15 protein-coding genes are annotated in these 14,134 nt (G+C 52.7%); 6 read left to right on the plus strand and 9 right to left on the minus strand.

Going from position 1 to position 14,134, the window contains the following annotated elements; genetic code table 11:
* Nucleotides 1-78 precede the first annotated feature (78 nt).
* The 5 genes from asnB to AAGA79_RS11330 all read right to left on the minus strand — a co-directional run bounded on the left by asnB (nt 79) and on the right by AAGA79_RS11330 (nt 6,358).
* Complete coding sequence (gene asnB / locus AAGA79_RS11310; RefSeq protein ID WP_411825913.1) at nt 79-2,034, minus strand: asparagine synthase (glutamine-hydrolyzing); 1,956 nt, start codon at nt 2,032-2,034, stop codon at nt 79-81.
* A 135-nt stretch (nt 2,035-2,169) separates the two neighbouring features.
* Nucleotides 2,170-3,255 carry an aspartate carbamoyltransferase gene (locus AAGA79_RS11315; RefSeq protein WP_411825914.1) on the minus strand — a complete coding sequence of 362 codons (1,086 nt, stop codon included), beginning with the start codon at nt 3,253-3,255 and terminating at the stop codon, nt 2,170-2,172.
* Nucleotides 3,256-3,394: 139 nt separating this feature from the next.
* Nucleotides 3,395-4,846 carry a sodium:solute symporter family transporter gene (locus AAGA79_RS11320; protein ID WP_411825915.1) on the minus strand — a complete coding sequence of 484 codons (1,452 nt, stop codon included), beginning with the start codon at nt 4,844-4,846 and terminating at the stop codon, nt 3,395-3,397.
* On the minus strand, nt 4,843-5,271 hold the full coding sequence (locus AAGA79_RS11325; RefSeq protein WP_411825916.1) for a hypothetical protein: 429 nt from the start codon (nt 5,269-5,271) through the stop codon (nt 4,843-4,845). Before AAGA79_RS11325 ends, AAGA79_RS11320 begins: the two co-directional genes overlap by 4 nt.
* A gap of 208 nt (nt 5,272-5,479) precedes the next feature.
* Nucleotides 5,480-6,358, minus strand: a complete 879-nt coding sequence (locus tag AAGA79_RS11330; protein ID WP_411825917.1) for a hypothetical protein — start codon at nt 6,356-6,358, stop codon at nt 5,480-5,482.
* Between the two features lie 88 nt (nt 6,359-6,446).
* Here AAGA79_RS11330 and AAGA79_RS11335 point away from each other — a divergent pair, with 88 nt between their 5' ends.
* The gene (locus AAGA79_RS11335) at nt 6,447-7,280 is read left to right on the plus strand and encodes an alpha/beta hydrolase (RefSeq protein ID WP_411825918.1); all 834 of its coding nucleotides are present in this window, start codon (nt 6,447-6,449) and stop codon (nt 7,278-7,280) included.
* Between the two features lie 114 nt (nt 7,281-7,394).
* On the opposite strand, the gene gnd is transcribed toward AAGA79_RS11335, so the two are convergent.
* Nucleotides 7,395-8,813, minus strand: coding sequence for a decarboxylating NADP(+)-dependent phosphogluconate dehydrogenase (gnd, locus tag AAGA79_RS11340; RefSeq protein ID WP_411825919.1), 1,419 nt, complete (start codon nt 8,811-8,813; stop codon nt 7,395-7,397).
* A gap of 101 nt (nt 8,814-8,914) precedes the next feature.
* Here gnd and pgsA point away from each other — a divergent pair, with 101 nt between their 5' ends.
* Both pgsA and AAGA79_RS11350 read left to right on the plus strand, forming a co-directional pair.
* Complete coding sequence (gene pgsA / locus AAGA79_RS11345; protein ID WP_411825920.1) at nt 8,915-9,508, plus strand: CDP-diacylglycerol--glycerol-3-phosphate 3-phosphatidyltransferase; 594 nt, start codon at nt 8,915-8,917, stop codon at nt 9,506-9,508.
* A gap of 4 nt (nt 9,509-9,512) precedes the next feature.
* A complete protein-coding gene (locus AAGA79_RS11350) occupies nt 9,513-9,917 on the plus strand; it encodes a peptide chain release factor family protein (protein WP_411825921.1) in 405 nt (134 codons plus the stop codon).
* 7 nt (nt 9,918-9,924) lie between these two features.
* On the opposite strand, the gene AAGA79_RS11355 is transcribed toward AAGA79_RS11350, so the two are convergent.
* Together AAGA79_RS11355 and AAGA79_RS11360 are read right to left on the minus strand one after the other, a co-directional pair.
* Nucleotides 9,925-10,479, minus strand: coding sequence for a 2OG-Fe(II) oxygenase (locus AAGA79_RS11355; protein ID WP_411825922.1), 555 nt, complete (start codon nt 10,477-10,479; stop codon nt 9,925-9,927).
* Nucleotides 10,480-10,605: 126 nt separating this feature from the next.
* On the minus strand, nt 10,606-10,992 hold the full coding sequence (locus tag AAGA79_RS11360; protein ID WP_411825923.1) for an ApaG domain: 387 nt from the start codon (nt 10,990-10,992) through the stop codon (nt 10,606-10,608).
* A 106-nt stretch (nt 10,993-11,098) separates the two neighbouring features.
* Between AAGA79_RS11360 and thiD the strand changes: the two genes are divergently transcribed.
* Nucleotides 11,099-11,908 carry a bifunctional hydroxymethylpyrimidine kinase/phosphomethylpyrimidine kinase gene (thiD, locus tag AAGA79_RS11365; RefSeq protein ID WP_411825924.1) on the plus strand — a complete coding sequence of 270 codons (810 nt, stop codon included), beginning with the start codon at nt 11,099-11,101 and terminating at the stop codon, nt 11,906-11,908.
* Nucleotides 11,909-11,941: 33 nt separating this feature from the next.
* A complete protein-coding gene (gene coaD, locus AAGA79_RS11370; RefSeq protein WP_411825925.1) occupies nt 11,942-12,433 on the plus strand; it encodes a pantetheine-phosphate adenylyltransferase in 492 nt (163 codons plus the stop codon).
* Between the two features lie 68 nt (nt 12,434-12,501).
* On the opposite strand, the gene trxB is transcribed toward coaD, so the two are convergent.
* Nucleotides 12,502-13,428: a thioredoxin-disulfide reductase gene (trxB, locus tag AAGA79_RS11375; protein WP_411825926.1), complete on the minus strand. Its 927-nt coding sequence runs from the start codon at nt 13,426-13,428 to the stop codon at nt 12,502-12,504.
* A 201-nt stretch (nt 13,429-13,629) separates the two neighbouring features.
* On the opposite strand from trxB, the gene AAGA79_RS11380 reads away from it, so the two are divergent.
* Nucleotides 13,630-13,971 carry a hypothetical protein gene (locus AAGA79_RS11380; RefSeq protein ID WP_411825927.1) on the plus strand — a complete coding sequence of 114 codons (342 nt, stop codon included), beginning with the start codon at nt 13,630-13,632 and terminating at the stop codon, nt 13,969-13,971.
* The last annotated feature ends 163 nt before the right edge of the window (nt 13,972-14,134 follow it).

The following is a 14,134-nucleotide window of genomic DNA, read 5'->3' on the forward strand; positions in this document are numbered from 1 at the left end:
GCAGCAGGATTGAAAACAGTGTAGGATGAAACGGCAAAATCGCCGTTTCATCCCATCAAAGCAGGGAGATTTCTCTCCTTACTTACAAAACTTATCGTGGAGGATATGCAGTGTGATCAAATGATTCAGCAGCGTATCCTTTCTCACCAGTGAGACCGGGTCACGATCCGCGCGATACGCGTTCAGGAATTCTGTGACCTTTTTCGTAGAGCAGATTCCAGCAGCCCTCACCGCATCCTCACTGAGGAAGCTGGTGATCAGCTCTTCCACTTTTGCTCGTTTCGAAGCATCGGTGTGCGCTGGAGGCGCCATGAATGCGAATTTCTCACGCTTGTAGAGCACATCCGGCAACACGCCTCTTACCGCCTCGCGTAGGATATATTTCTCTATGTTTCCTTTGATCCGCAGGCTTGGCGGCACATTCACAGCAGCTGCAGCCAGCTTGTGGTCCAGAAACGGAGGACGGCTCTCCATCGAGTTCGCCATATCCACACGGTCTCCACCCCAGTTGAGGATCTGTCCCTCCAGCTGGCACTTGCTCCAGGTGTATTGCGCCTTATCCAGCGGATGACGTCCATCGAGCATCTTCTTATCCACCCGTGAGGCGATTTCCTCGAATGGATCGTAATCCCTCAATTCATCCGCCACATCATCGGCAAGCAATGGCCTCGCCAGATCAAGCGTATCCATCCACGGCTGCACCCACGATGGTGTGAAGCCCATCAAATCATTCCAAGCCGGGTGGCTACGCTCGTTTTCCGCGAGAATGGCCCCCTTGAATAGCGAGTTCGTCTTCTCCAGCGCGGCCTGGTATTCCGCACGTACACTCTCCGGTTCATGGGAAATTCCGTGCAGGAACATATCCCTTTTGAAGCCGGGATATCCGGCAAAAAGTTCATCCGCACCTTCACCCGTCACCACACAGCGATAGCCGGATTCCCAGACACGCTTGGACATCAGATTTTTCGCCACTCCCAGCGTATTGTAGAAAGTCCGCTCCGCATGCCATACTGTATCGATGTAGTTTTGACCGTAGAGATCTTCCGCCCGCAGGTGGATCAACTCGTGATCCGCGTTCATCGATTCCGCCATTTGTCTGGCGATCGGCGCCTCATCATACTGATCATCATCGAAGGAGATCGTGTAGGCCTTCACCGGGCTCTGCATCGCACCTGACGCCAGCCCGAGGATACAGCAGGAATCTATTCCGCCGGAAAGATAACAGCCCACCGGCACATCCGCTTCCAGGCGCAGCACGATTGCGTCAATCAACTCCGCACGGATTTTTTCCACATGCTCCTGCTCATTGTGTGGTTGGTGATGCGCCTCTTCATCAGGAAATTCGAAATCCCAATAGCGGTGCTGCGTGATATCAAGACGACCATCGCGTTTCCTAACGCGCAGGAAACAGCCCGGATCCAGAGATACCACATCCTTGAACGCACTCATCCCCGGAGCGATCGTTTGCATCAGTTGATGAAGCGCCGCCTTGTGATCCAGCTCAGCCGGAACATCCGGGTGGGCGATAATAGCCTTCACCTCGGACCCGTAGAAGATCGTCTTTTTATCCGGTGAAACATGGTAGAACAGCGGACGCACCCCAAAGCGGTCTCGCAGAAGTATCAGCTCGTCCTCCTTGGTATCGTAAAGGACAACTGCGAACTCACCCCGTAGGTGCTCGGTGAAATCCAAACCGAATTTCCGGTAAAGCCCGATCGCGATTTCTGAATCAGACTTCGTCAGAAATCGATCTCCTTCGGCCATCAGAGTCGCCCGATGCCTTTTGAAATCGTAGAACTCACCATTTACAGTGAGAATATACCGGCCATCCACCGCGTGCAGTGGCTGACAGCCACCTTCCGAGTCGTTGATGGTCAACCGGGTGTGTCCAAATGCCAGCCCCTTACGGGTATCAATGTGTGCTGCCTGGCTATCAGGTCCACGGTGTTTGATTTGATCGAGCATTCGCCCCATGTGTTCCGGGGTGCCCTCCGAGATGGGAGATGATGAGAAAAAGCCTGCGATACCGCACATAAATTAAGGAGTGTTAGAGATTGAGTGTCTTGGGTCGTGAACAAAGAACGGCTGCACGCGGCTGCCAAATGTTAAATCCGGGTTTTGATTGTAGGACGATAGAGCCACTCAGCGCAGCGCTTCCGTCCTTTTTTACTATTTTGGGTCGAATTCAGGAAGCTTCCCGAGGCGCCCCAGCACAGCCATCAGTATGGCCTGGCGGATGTAGACCGCTCCGTGCGCTTGTGAGAAATAGAGATTGTGGGAGGTCTTGTCCAAAGACGTGTCCAACTCGTCCAGACGAGCCAGAGGATGCAGGATCACCGCATCTTTTTTCAGGTCGGAACTGGAATCCAGCTTGTAGCGGGAATCGAGGTTCTTGTAGGAGTCTCCGAGAAAAGCGATCGAATTCATGTAGATCACATCCAGGGTAGGCAGGTGCTCCCGTACATCATTGCTCACCTCATACTCGATACCTGCCTTGGTCAGATCGTTGATTACGTTCTCACCGAAAGGGTCAGCCATTTCGGAAATCACTGTGACTTTCCCGATATGGTCTTTGAAAAGCAAAGCCATCAGCAAAAATGATTTTACCGCCCGCATCGATCCGGGAGTTCCAAGAATGCCTAGATTCAGCTTATTCGCCGCCTTGGGGTTTGGCTCCGCCAACTTTGGCTTCCACTTCAGCAGCGCAAACCAATCCGCAAGTGCCTGCGTAGGATGCTCACCCGAACCATTTCCGGCGTTGATGAGCGGAATCCGCAAATTCTCCATGATCCGCTTCACGGAATCCGTATCCGTGTGACGCATAATCACCACGTCACAGTATGCATTGAACATCTCGCCAATATCCTGCAGTGACTCACCCTTTGCTTGGCCTGTCATGCTGCCGTCGGGAATGGAAATAATTTTCCCGTCCAGCCTTAGCATCGCACTTTCGAAGGATGTCCTTGTCCGTGTGGATGCCTCGAAAAATGCGGTCACCGCTATTTTACCGTCGAGCACATGATATGGAGTTACCTCCATTTTCTCAAGGAAAGCAGCGAGCTTCGCGATCTCCGTCACCTGCGCAAATGTGAACTGCCGCGCGGATAGGATCGATTGCCCCTCGAACGATCCAAGACACTCCATATCTAGTGGAGAATCAGCAAACAGGCCGCCGGGTTCCGGGCGGGTGGCCTCGGAGCCTTCCGGAGGCTCAAGAAATTGACCGCGTGGGTTGGGTGTGAATTCAGAATTCATAAAGTCGGATAATTTTCTACCAGATGGATTTTTTGCGGTGATCTATCAATAAGAGCACGATGAGGACCAAGGCCCCCAGCGCAGTCCATATGATCGAACCCAGAATGAGTATATGTATGAAGGTTTCGGAGAACATGTGCTATATATCGGAACTTAGTTTTTTCCAATCGAACGTCTGCGGCGCTACGAAACGGCCGGCAACCGTCAGCAACATTGATACAGCCACGCTGATCAGCGACGCCACGAACCAACCGATGCTAAAGTAGGCCCATAAGCCGCTCGCGCTACCCAAAATCATCGCCGCAATGATAAATCCCCGATTTACCTTCTGCCAATAGAGCCCGGCGATCACCGGCCAGATCACACTCGCCACCAGCGGACCAGAGAGGAAAAGCGCCTGCTGTATGGGCCAGCGGGGCAACGCCAGCAACCAGGCGAGAAGACCAATCCCGATTATCGCGTATTTCCCTGCCTTTCGGATCACGGCATCCTCCAGCTTAACTCCCCGTTTGAACATCTTCTCAAATCCATCCCGCGTAATCAGATCGGAGGTAGCGGCCAAGAGTGAATCAATACTCGAAGCCAGCGAGCAGAAGAGCACAGTGAAAATAATGATTCCCGGCAGCGTCCCCCCTCCATCCGCACCCATGATCTGCGAGGCCACCAGAGGCCCCGTCATGTTTTCGTTCACAATATTGATACCCAGTACACCCGCGGATAGCGCGATGAAGCCTGCGGCGATTGGAATTGGGAACCAAAGAACACCAGCTAGAAAAAACGCTTTCGGAGCCACGCTCTTGCGCATCGCAAACACCCGCGACCACCACACATTATTGTGAAACACCTCTCCAAAACCAAAAAACATGTTATTGAAAACAGCAAGCAGAGCAACCGGCATGAACACTGAAACCAACGACGGCTGGGTTGTCTTCAAATGAGCAGCCATCTCGGGAATATCCGTCTTTGTCAGCACAGCTACACCGATCACCACGATCCCGATCAAAATGATCACACTCTGCAGATAATCCGTTCCGATCACCGCGAACAACCCGCCAAACAAGGTGTATCCAATACACACCAGAAGAATCACCGTGAGCCCCGTGACGTAATCAATACCGGAAAGCGCGTTAACCAACTCTCCACCCGCGATCGCCATCGTCACCAACCACGACATCGAATATAGAAGAGAAATTGCCAGGAAAATTCCCCACGCCACATTTCCAAATCTCAGCCGGAAAAAATCACCACTCGTGTAACCATTCGGCAGCAGCTTGTGTATCCTCATCGCCATCGGGGCAAAAAGGAACAGCCCGAAACTCGCTGTAGCATAAGCCAGCATCCCCCACACACCTTGTTTCAGCGCAAAAACCGGTGCCATCATGGTGGTATTGGAAGTGATCCAAGTCGCCATCGCCGTCGCAGTTCCTAGCGCCAGCCCCACATTTCTGCCCGCAAGCATGAAGCCCTCGGAGCTTTTGGCCTTTTTCCCCCACCACACGCCCAGCGCGATCCAGAGTCCACCGAACACCACCAGCAGCAGTAAACCCGTCGCAGGATCAAGAATATGACTATTGATTTCAGCGATCATCATTCAGCGTGTTTGCGGAAATGTCCCGCTAGCAAAGTTCCAATGGTCGCCAAAAACACGACCACTCCCACGGCCATCAGCCACAACACCCGGGAGCGCTCCATGAACTTGATCTCCACTGCTACCGGTTCAGACCAATCACCCGCAGGCTCAGCCGAACGCACCCGAAAATGATATTCCCCTTCCGGGAAACCTGTAAGGACAGACCCCAGATCCGGCCCTGTGTAGCGATTCACCGTTTCATCCCCGAAATCGCTATCGCCACTCTGCTCCAGCTCGAAAATCTGTCCACTTTCCGAAGGCTTGGAGCTCCAAACCAAACTCACCACTCCCTCATTGTTCTCTGTTAGTGCCTCCGAAGGAACTTCGAACTCTACGACAGGAGTCGCACTACTCCAGTGCACCCCGCACGCTAAGAGGGCGATCAAAAATGCGATAGCTTTGTACCTGAGGAAAAAGATTACAGAAAACGGTAGTTTTTAATGGAATTTCCCGCGCTCCGGAACCGTTACGCAAGACCCCATGCAAACATCTGACTCATGTTCATCAAGGATTTTTCCCGAAAAATCCTTCATTCCGTTGTGAGACCCATTCATTTCCCGACAATATGGGTAATGATACACCCATCGACGGAAGTTACCTTCTCGAAAGCTTTGCAGAGGTCTCCGCATCAAGAACGAATGTGCCTGTATCGAACGGCTTCACAGCCTCATTTTCCAGAACCTGGTATTCGAATGCTTTGATCGGCTTCAGTCCGTCCACCTCGGACATGAGATATACCCGGATGGTCATAGCCTCCTTACCTGTACCACCTTCCATTTGACGCACTGAATACTGAATCTCGTTCAGCCCGATCCTCGCTCCGCCGATCACAGTCTCCGCCTCCTTTGCATTGGCGAAACGGTGCCGACTGACCTTATTGACCTGCACCTGAACTTCCCGACCGGGGCTGAAGACATAAACTTTCGCGATCGTCGTCGCAGGGTTCACCAAAATCGGGGTCGGCGGGACCACTCCGGAAGGTCGTGCTTCCGGAACTCCTTCCAAATAAGAAAGGTCACCCTTCGCCAACTCTCCCCTCACCTCTTTCAACGCGGTCAAATTCACGAAGTCCGCACGATCATAAAGCCAGCTCGAACTTCCCCTTACGAATGACAGGACCAGTAAATTCTGTGAAGGATCACCTCCCACTCCAAAATCCACCTCTCCGAAATACGATGCCTTCGCAGTCCTGCCGTTGACCTTTGCCTGCAGCAGTCTCAAGCCCTTCAGCGATGGTGGAGGAGCGGGCAGATCAAATATAGCAGATGGAAACTGCAGTTTCTCGGAAAGGATCCGGTTGCGCACCTCTGCCCGACGATGTGGAGCAGTCACCTGCTGCCAGGTGCGGGCATCTCTTCCGACTATCGAATTCCTCCAGATTTCGTAAACTTTCGCCAGCTCTCCGCCTATTTCGTTCTGGGCCTGACAAAATCCTGAAAAAATAAGTGCGATTGCCAAAATATAGGGTTTCATGAACGAAACGATTGGACAAAGCTCCTAAAATCACAACAAACAAATCCCAGCACATCTTGGAATCCTCTGCTGAATCCAATATCGTATTATGAGTCAAATTTTGCAAAAGGTCGCTTCCATCGGGGAATCGCGTGATAAAGAGCTGCTGAAATCTGCCTCTAGCTACGTCTACGCGGATCGTGATGGAGTTGATCTCATGGCGCACGTATTCTACCCCGCTACGGGCACACGGGAGAACCTCCCTGCAATAGCCTGCTTTCACGGCGGCTTCTGGGATGCTTCGATGCCAGCACAATTTGTCCCTCACTGCCATCATTTCGCCAGCCGCAACGCCGTTGCAGTGACCTTCGAATACAGAATTTCATCCAAGCATCAAAGTAGCCCGATCGATGCCGTGGAAGACGCAAAATCCGCTCTTCAGTGGCTTTGCGACAATAGCGAAGCACTGGGAATCGATACAGGGAAAATCGCTCTCGTAGGTGCGGCAGGCGGCGCATGGATGGCGCTTCAACTCGCCATGCAATCGGAGAAACAATACACCCCTCCCGCAAAGCCGAAGGCCATAGTCCTCTATAGCGCATTGGTGAATACAACTCCGAAGGGCATCCTCAGTGAGCGCTTCCCGGATTCAAAAACCGCCAAAGCCTACAGCCCCACGAACCTCGTCCGCAGGAAACTCCCGCCAATGCTCTTCATGCACGGAAAATCCGACCGTTCTACCCCGTATAGCGAGATCCTTTCATTCCGCCGAAAAGTGAAGTGGCGCAGCAACAACTGCAAACTCATCGACTTCGTTGGAGCCGAACACAGCTTCTTCAATTTCAATGTCAGCCATCGCTACTTTGAAATGACTATCAATGCGGCTGACAACTTCCTCGTGCGTTACGGCGTTCTCGATGAAATGCCTAGCCCAGACGCCTGAGCAAAATCGTTTGGGAAACAGCGGAAGTTTGTATTTCTCCTGATTTCAGGGCACAAAAAAAGCGGCCAGGATATCCTCCCGGCCGCCTTCCAAATATATCAGTTCAGCAACCGATTAGCCGATCACTTCCGGCCACTCTGTGTGGAAGAACTCGCCGCGAGGCTTGTCTGTGCGCTCGTAGGTGTGCGCACCGAAGAAGTCACGCTGTGACTGCAGGAGGTTCGCAGGAAGCACCGCGCTGCGGTAGCTATCGTAGTAGCCGAGCGATGCGCTGAATGCTGGAACAGGAATACCTGCAAGCGATGCGATCGATACAACCTCACGCCAGTTCTGCTGGAATTCATTGAGCAGACCGGTGAAGAACGGAGCGAGCATCAGATTGCTCAGCTCTGGATCCTTGCGGTAAGCATCGGTGATATCGTTGAGGAAACGTGCACGAATGATGCAACCACCACGCCAGATCGCTGCGATCTGACCAAGGTCCAGACCCCAGTCTTTCTCAGCACCCATGGTCGCGATAAGATCGAGACCCTGCGCATAGGAAATGATTTTCGAAGCGAAGAGCGCGTCATGCACCTTCTTGACGAGTTCCGCCTTCTCGGTGGAGATTTCAACCTCAGGTCCTTTTAGGAACTTGCTGGCTTCCACACGCTTGTCCTTCATGGAGGAGAGGATACGGGCTTCCACAGCTGCATTGATGGTTGAGATAACCACTGCGTTTTCTACCGCGTTGATCAGTGTCCAGCGGCCTGTGCCTTTTTGGCCTGCGGTATCGAGAACCATGTCTACCAGCGCTCCGCCGGTTTCTGGATCCTTCTGTTCGAAGATTTTCGCAGTGATCTGGATAAGGTAGCTCTCGAGATCGCCATCGTTCCAGTCGGTGAATACTTTCGCCAGTTCTGCAGGAGTGAATCCGGCTTTCTTGAAAATGCTGTATGCCTCACAGATGAGCTGCATGTCGCCATACTCGATGCCGTTGTGAATCATCTTCACATAGTGACCTGCGCCACCTGTACCGATGTGTGTTACGCACGGCTCGCCGTCCACCTTCGCGGAAATACTCTCGAAAATCGGCTTCATGACATCCCATGTGGAAACAGGGCCGCCTGGCATGATGGATGGACCTTTGCGCGCACCTTCTTCACCACCGGAAACACCAGCACCGATGAAACGGAAGCCGAGATCGCCAAGCCACTTGTCGCGGCGTTCGGTATCCGTGTAGAGTGAGTTACCACCATCGATGATGATATCACCTTCATCCAGAAGAGGAATGAGCGACTCGATCACCTTATCCACAGGACCGCCGGCTTTCACCATGATCATGATCTTCCGTGGTGACGCCAGAGATTCTACGAATCCCTCCAAAGTCACTTCACCTACGATTTTTTTATCAGGATGCTTGGCAACCCAATCTGACATCACACTTGTCGTGCGATTGTATACTGAAACCTGAAAACCTCTCGATTCCACGTTTAATACAAGATTCTGGCCCATTACAGCCAGCCCGATCAGTCCAAAGTCACTTTTACTCATAATAGTTTATCCGGTAACACCGGTTGCGACGATTTAGAACTACTCACCATTCTGTGCAACCCCTTGTTGCCTTTTCATCATCAATTCCCCACATTTCCCACGTGAACCTACCAAATGCGATCACCATATCCCGCCTCTTTCTAACAGCTGGCTTTATAATCTTCATCGCATGGGAGAGCACCGCTGCCCACACCATCGCAACCCTCCTGTTCATTATAGCCGCAGTTAGTGACTTCCTTGATGGATGGCTTGCCCGGAAGATGGGACTCGTAACCCCTCTCGGGAAATTGCTCGATCCTCTCGCTGATAAAATCCTCGTCTGCGCGGCCTTCGTCGTCCTCACCGAAAGAGGGCTGTGCCCCGTCTGGATCACCGCCCTAATTATCGGCCGCGAGTTTCTCGTCACCGGCCTCCGCCAGATCGCTATCGAAGCGGGCGAAGTCCTCGCCGCGGATCGGCTGGGAAAATGGAAAACCACATTCCAGCTCACCTACATCATTTCCGCACTAATCTGGCTCACACTGGAAACTATCCCGACCCTTCAGCAGCCGCTCACATTCCTTCATTCACTCACACGCCCGATGTCGGAAGGCGGATGGCTCCTCCCTGTCAGCCTCACTCTGGCAGTGGCACTCACCGTCATTTCAGGTTGGAATTACATCTGGTCCTCGCGTTATTTGCTGAAAAGCAGCTGAAAACATGAACCTTCCCTCTCCAGAAAAATCAGCAGCGCTGGAGAAACGCATGGCTTCCCTGGGGATTTATCCCGCGGATCTCCTGGAAAAATTTGTACGCGGATCCGGCGCCGGCGGCCAGAAAATCAACAAAACCTCCAGCTGTGTCTTCCTGAAACACATCCCCAGCGGCATCGCCATCAAATGCCAGATCGAGCGCTCGCGAGAAATGAACCGCTTTCTCGCCCGCCGCGAGCTCTGCGATCAATTCGACTCCATCGCCAACGGAAAGGCATCCGCCAAAACCCAGGCAATCGAGAAAACCCGCCGGCAGAAACGTCGGCGTTCTCGCAGATCAAAGCAACGCTCCGTCGCCGATAAACGGAAACTCTCCATCAAGAAGAATCTGCGGAAGCCGCCATCTGAGTGAACTTACTCTAGCCCCGCTCACGGAACCATCCGGTGATGCTCGTCCTGGTCTTCTTCGCAGGTAGGACCTCATGCCAGAAGTCCTCGGAAAGGAAGCAGACCAGAGTGCCCATTCGCGGCTCCACGATCAGGTGCTCACCTTCTTTTTCACCGGGAGTAGTCCAGATCTTCAGCTCACCACCATTTCCCGGCTGCCAGTCCTCGTTCAAATAAAGAATCACAGTAAGTAGACGGGCCGTAGAGTTCTTATGCCTATCCAGGTGTGGCTTATAGAAAGCCCCCTCGGGATACACCGCGAAATGTCCCTCGAAATCGACCAGACCCAGGAAAAAATTCTCGTTCAGCGCCAGCCGTATTCCCTCCAGCTCCGCAAGATAGCTTTGCTGGGGCTCTGTCAGCTCGCTATCCGCCAGCCACATCACATGATCAGTCCGGATATCCTCGCGGATTTTCAAATCACTGCCTGTCCCCACGCCAGCTCTGCGGAATTCACCTTCTTTCCAGGATTCCAGACTTCCCCGCCCTAACTCCGAGGCCACATCCTCATCGAGAAACCCGGGCAAAATCGCGAAGCCCCGCTGCCTAATGCCATCGAGAATCTGCTGGAGGTGGATGGCTGGCTTGTTTTGCGTGAAGCGGAAAATGCCCTTAATTCAGCTTTCCACCAGAAAAATCCACAGCCATTTTCGTCATGCCCAACCGGGCACTTTCAGCACGAATGTAGGGATCTTCGCATACACTATCTCACCAGCAGCCGTCTCCGCGAAAAACGCTCCGGAAGCTTCTGCTTTGGAGGCCACTACATGATAGCTATTATAGGAAAAATGCTCGCCGGCAGCGATCACCGGATGCTGTCCCACCACGCCATCACCTTCCACGACCGTAGTTTCTCCGGATTCTTCCACCACCACCCATTTCCTCGCACGGATCGTCACAGGAACCGGAGAATCATTGAAAATGGAGATAAAATATACAAACGGATGCGGCCGATCCGCCGGAGCATCGAGGCTGGGCATATAAATGACATCATCCACCTTCACGCGGAGGCCAGTAGATTCCTGAATGTCATTGGGCATAGATACAATTCAAGCCTCCCTTTCTGAAGAATCAAGAAACAATCACTATATCCTCCAACCATTACGGTTTAGAAAATTTGAAACCGACCTTAGAATCCACCTCATCATGCACCCCATTCTCACTATCGCCGGCTCGGATTGCTCCGCAGGCGCAGGACTTCAGGCAGACCTCAAAACCTTTCAGCACTTCGGTCTCCACGGTCTCACCGCCGTAACCTGTATCGTCTCGGAAACCGCAAATATCGTCCGCAGGGTCGATTTCGTATCCACCGAAATGGTCGAGGACCAAGTGCGCCTCATGATTGAATCATTTCCACTCACCGTTATAAAAACCGGAATGCTCGGCTCCGCGGAGCTCGTCGCAACTATCTCCCGTATCTTCGCGGACCACCCGGAGATCAAACTAGTCATAGATCCAGTCATGATCGCCTCCACCGGTGCCAGCCTCCTGGAGGACAGCGCCATTGAAACCTACAAAACCCAGCTTCTTCCGAAAGCCCACCTCATCACCCCGAACCTCCCGGAGGCCGAAGTCCTGCTCGGCCGGAAAATCACATCCGAAGCCCAGATGCGCAGCGCAGCCCTGGAGCTCTCCTCCACCTACCGCTGCGCCACACTTCTGAAAGGCGGCCACCTTGGCGAATCGGTTTGCACGGATATCCTATCGGAAAATGGAAAAACCGAAGACTTCTCCTCCCCCCGCCTCGATGTCAAAGCCTCCCACGGCACCGGCTGCACATTCGCTGCCGCCATCGCAGCCAATCTCGCTCTAGGAAACGATCTATCCTCCTCCATCTCCACCGCGAAATCCTATCTCAACCAAACTCTGGCCCAGTCATACACCTTCAACGCCGATACCACCGCACCCATCCATGCCCTCAATCAGGGAACCAACTTTCCGGTTATTAGCGTTTAGAAATTGCGATTAACTGATTAGGATTCCCCTCTCATGCGCATCGCTGTCTACGCCGGCTCTTTCGATCCACCCACCAACGGTCATCTATGGATGATCAAACGCGGCCTCGAAATGTTCGATCGCCTCATCGTGGCCATCGGCAGTAATCCACTGAAATCCTACTCCTACACCGTAGAGGAAAGACTGGAAATGCTCCGCGCATCTGTTCCGAAAAGTGACCGACTCGAAGTCGCACATTTCGACAATAGCTACCTAGTGGAATACGCGAAAATCCATGATGCAGCCTACGTTTTGCGCGGAATCCGCTCGCCGAACGATTACGAATACGAGCGGGTTATGCGCCATATCAATTCAGACATGGCTCCCGAAATCACTACCGTATTCCTCATGCCCCCCCGTGATATCGCAGAGCTCTCATCCAGCATGATCAAATCCCTTACCGGCCCCGAAGGCTGGGAGGAAACCGTAAAGCGCTACGTTCCACCGGAGGTTTTCAAAGTCCTCAAGCAGGGTCCTGAAATTTAGAAAAAAAATCCGCCAACCGATTCTTAATCAGCAGGCGGATTATTAAACCTTTTGGCGAGTCAGGAGATTCACTCCATTTCCGCCAGATACCTTTCGGCTTCAAGCGCGGCTGCACATCCCTGGCCCGCAGCGGTGATCGCCTGGCGGTAGAAGTGATCAGCCACATCACCCGCAGCGTATAAGCCAGCAGTCTTCGTGGACGTCCTACCCGGAGTCTGGAGAATATAGCCATTCTCATCCAGATCCACCAGACCGCTTACAAAGCTACTGTTCGGCACGTGACCGATCGCCACGAACACACACTCCACCTCCAGCTCGCTCTCGGAGCCATCCACGAGATTTTTCAGCGTAATCGCTCTCATCTCGCCTTTGTCATTCGTCAGGTATTCGGTGACACCGCTATTCCAGACCGGCTCGATCTTCGGATTGTCCAGAGCGCGCTCCGCCATGATTTTGGAAGCTCTCAGCTCATCGCGGCGATGAATCAGATACACCTTGCTGGCAAACCGTGTCAGGAAGCCCGCTTCTTCACAGGCACTGTCACCACCACCGATCACGGCCACCGGCACATCACGGTAGAAAGCTCCATCGCAAGTTGCGCAGGAAGTCAGTCCGCGGCCGATCAAATCCTTCTCGTTCGGCAGACCCAAGTGACGCGGTGCGGCACCTGTCGCAATGATGATCGTCTTCGACTTCAGCGTCTCTCCACCGGCCTTGACGGTAAATGTGCCATCGGTCTCCTTCGTGATTCCCTCCACAGTCGCATACTGGATGCGTGCACCGAACTTCTCCGCCTGCTTCTGCATGTTCATCATCATGTCCGGACCCATTACTCCCTCGGGGAATCCCGGGAAATTCTCGACCTCTGTAGTCGTGGTTAACTGGCCACCGGGCTGTGTCCCGGAAAGCATGAGCGGTGCAAGATTCGCCCTTGCCGTGTAGATCGCCGCGGTATACCCCGCGCATCCAGTTCCGATGATAATAACATTTTCCATAATTTTTTCCTAAAAGGCGTTTAGTGGCGGGATTATTCAGACGGGTGCCCGAAAGAGTCAACCCACGCCACACACAAATTTCACTTTGCTGATAAAGCACTGAAACGCGTGACGTAAATGACAGACGAAATTACTTAAATGTAGTTAGACAATCGGCTGGCATAACCATTGCTAAGCAAGAAAACGTATACAACACACCCTATGAAACAGGCAATTAACAGCACCACATACCCGGACCTCTACGCGCATGCCACGGCATTCCGCATGGAGAAAACCTGGGATACATTCGCAATCGCGAGATTGATCCGTGACCGCTCCGAGACTGGTAAGACACCAGCCTTCCTCTACCTCGGACGTGAAGAATCAGAACTCCTCCGCCAGCATCTTAGCGAAGCCTTCGGAGAAGAGTCGGTAACTACCCTCCACGAGTCCTACTACATGGGTCTCAAAATTATCACTGTGGATCAGGAAAGCTACATCTCCACCGGCGGTTCCAAGCAATCAAGAACCATCCAGGCACCATCCTACTCAGCCGCATCCTAAACTCTGAATTATTCAAAATTCAGAGTGAAGAACAACTCAGCTTGTCTTCATTCTGATCTTTGAATCGTTCACATGTTTAGTTCAGCGCAAAAGCCGCACCGATCACTGATCGGTGCGGCTTTTGTTTTTTCTAAATCCAAGTTCCTTGACCAGAATCCGGTAA

Source organism: Luteolibacter sp. AS25 (genome assembly GCF_046736275.1).
Classification (GTDB): Bacteria; Verrucomicrobiota; Verrucomicrobiia; order Verrucomicrobiales; family Akkermansiaceae; genus Luteolibacter.

Excerpts from the sequence above, each read along its gene's own strand:
- asnB (WP_411825913.1), bottom strand. The coding sequence starts at position 2,034 with ATGTGCGGTATCGCAGGCTTTTTCTCATCATCTCCCATCTCGGAGGGC.
- AAGA79_RS11315 (WP_411825914.1), bottom strand. The coding sequence starts at position 3,255 with ATGAATTCTGAATTCACACCCAACCCACGCGGTCAATTTCTTGAGCCT.
- AAGA79_RS11320 (WP_411825915.1), bottom strand. The coding sequence starts at position 4,846 with ATGATGATCGCTGAAATCAATAGTCATATTCTTGATCCTGCGACGGGT.
- AAGA79_RS11330 (WP_411825917.1), bottom strand. The coding sequence starts at position 6,358 with ATGAAACCCTATATTTTGGCAATCGCACTTATTTTTTCAGGATTTTGT.
- AAGA79_RS11335 (WP_411825918.1), top strand. The coding sequence starts at position 6,447 with ATGAGTCAAATTTTGCAAAAGGTCGCTTCCATCGGGGAATCGCGTGAT.
- gnd (WP_411825919.1), bottom strand. The coding sequence starts at position 8,813 with ATGAGTAAAAGTGACTTTGGACTGATCGGGCTGGCTGTAATGGGCCAG.
- AAGA79_RS11350 (WP_411825921.1), top strand. The coding sequence starts at position 9,513 with ATGAACCTTCCCTCTCCAGAAAAATCAGCAGCGCTGGAGAAACGCATG.
- AAGA79_RS11360 (WP_411825923.1), bottom strand. The coding sequence starts at position 10,992 with ATGCCCAATGACATTCAGGAATCTACTGGCCTCCGCGTGAAGGTGGAT.
- thiD (WP_411825924.1), top strand. The coding sequence starts at position 11,099 with ATGCACCCCATTCTCACTATCGCCGGCTCGGATTGCTCCGCAGGCGCA.
- coaD (WP_411825925.1), top strand. The coding sequence starts at position 11,942 with ATGCGCATCGCTGTCTACGCCGGCTCTTTCGATCCACCCACCAACGGT.
- trxB (WP_411825926.1), bottom strand. The coding sequence starts at position 13,428 with ATGGAAAATGTTATTATCATCGGAACTGGATGCGCGGGGTATACCGCG.
- AAGA79_RS11380 (WP_411825927.1), top strand. The coding sequence starts at position 13,630 with ATGAAACAGGCAATTAACAGCACCACATACCCGGACCTCTACGCGCAT.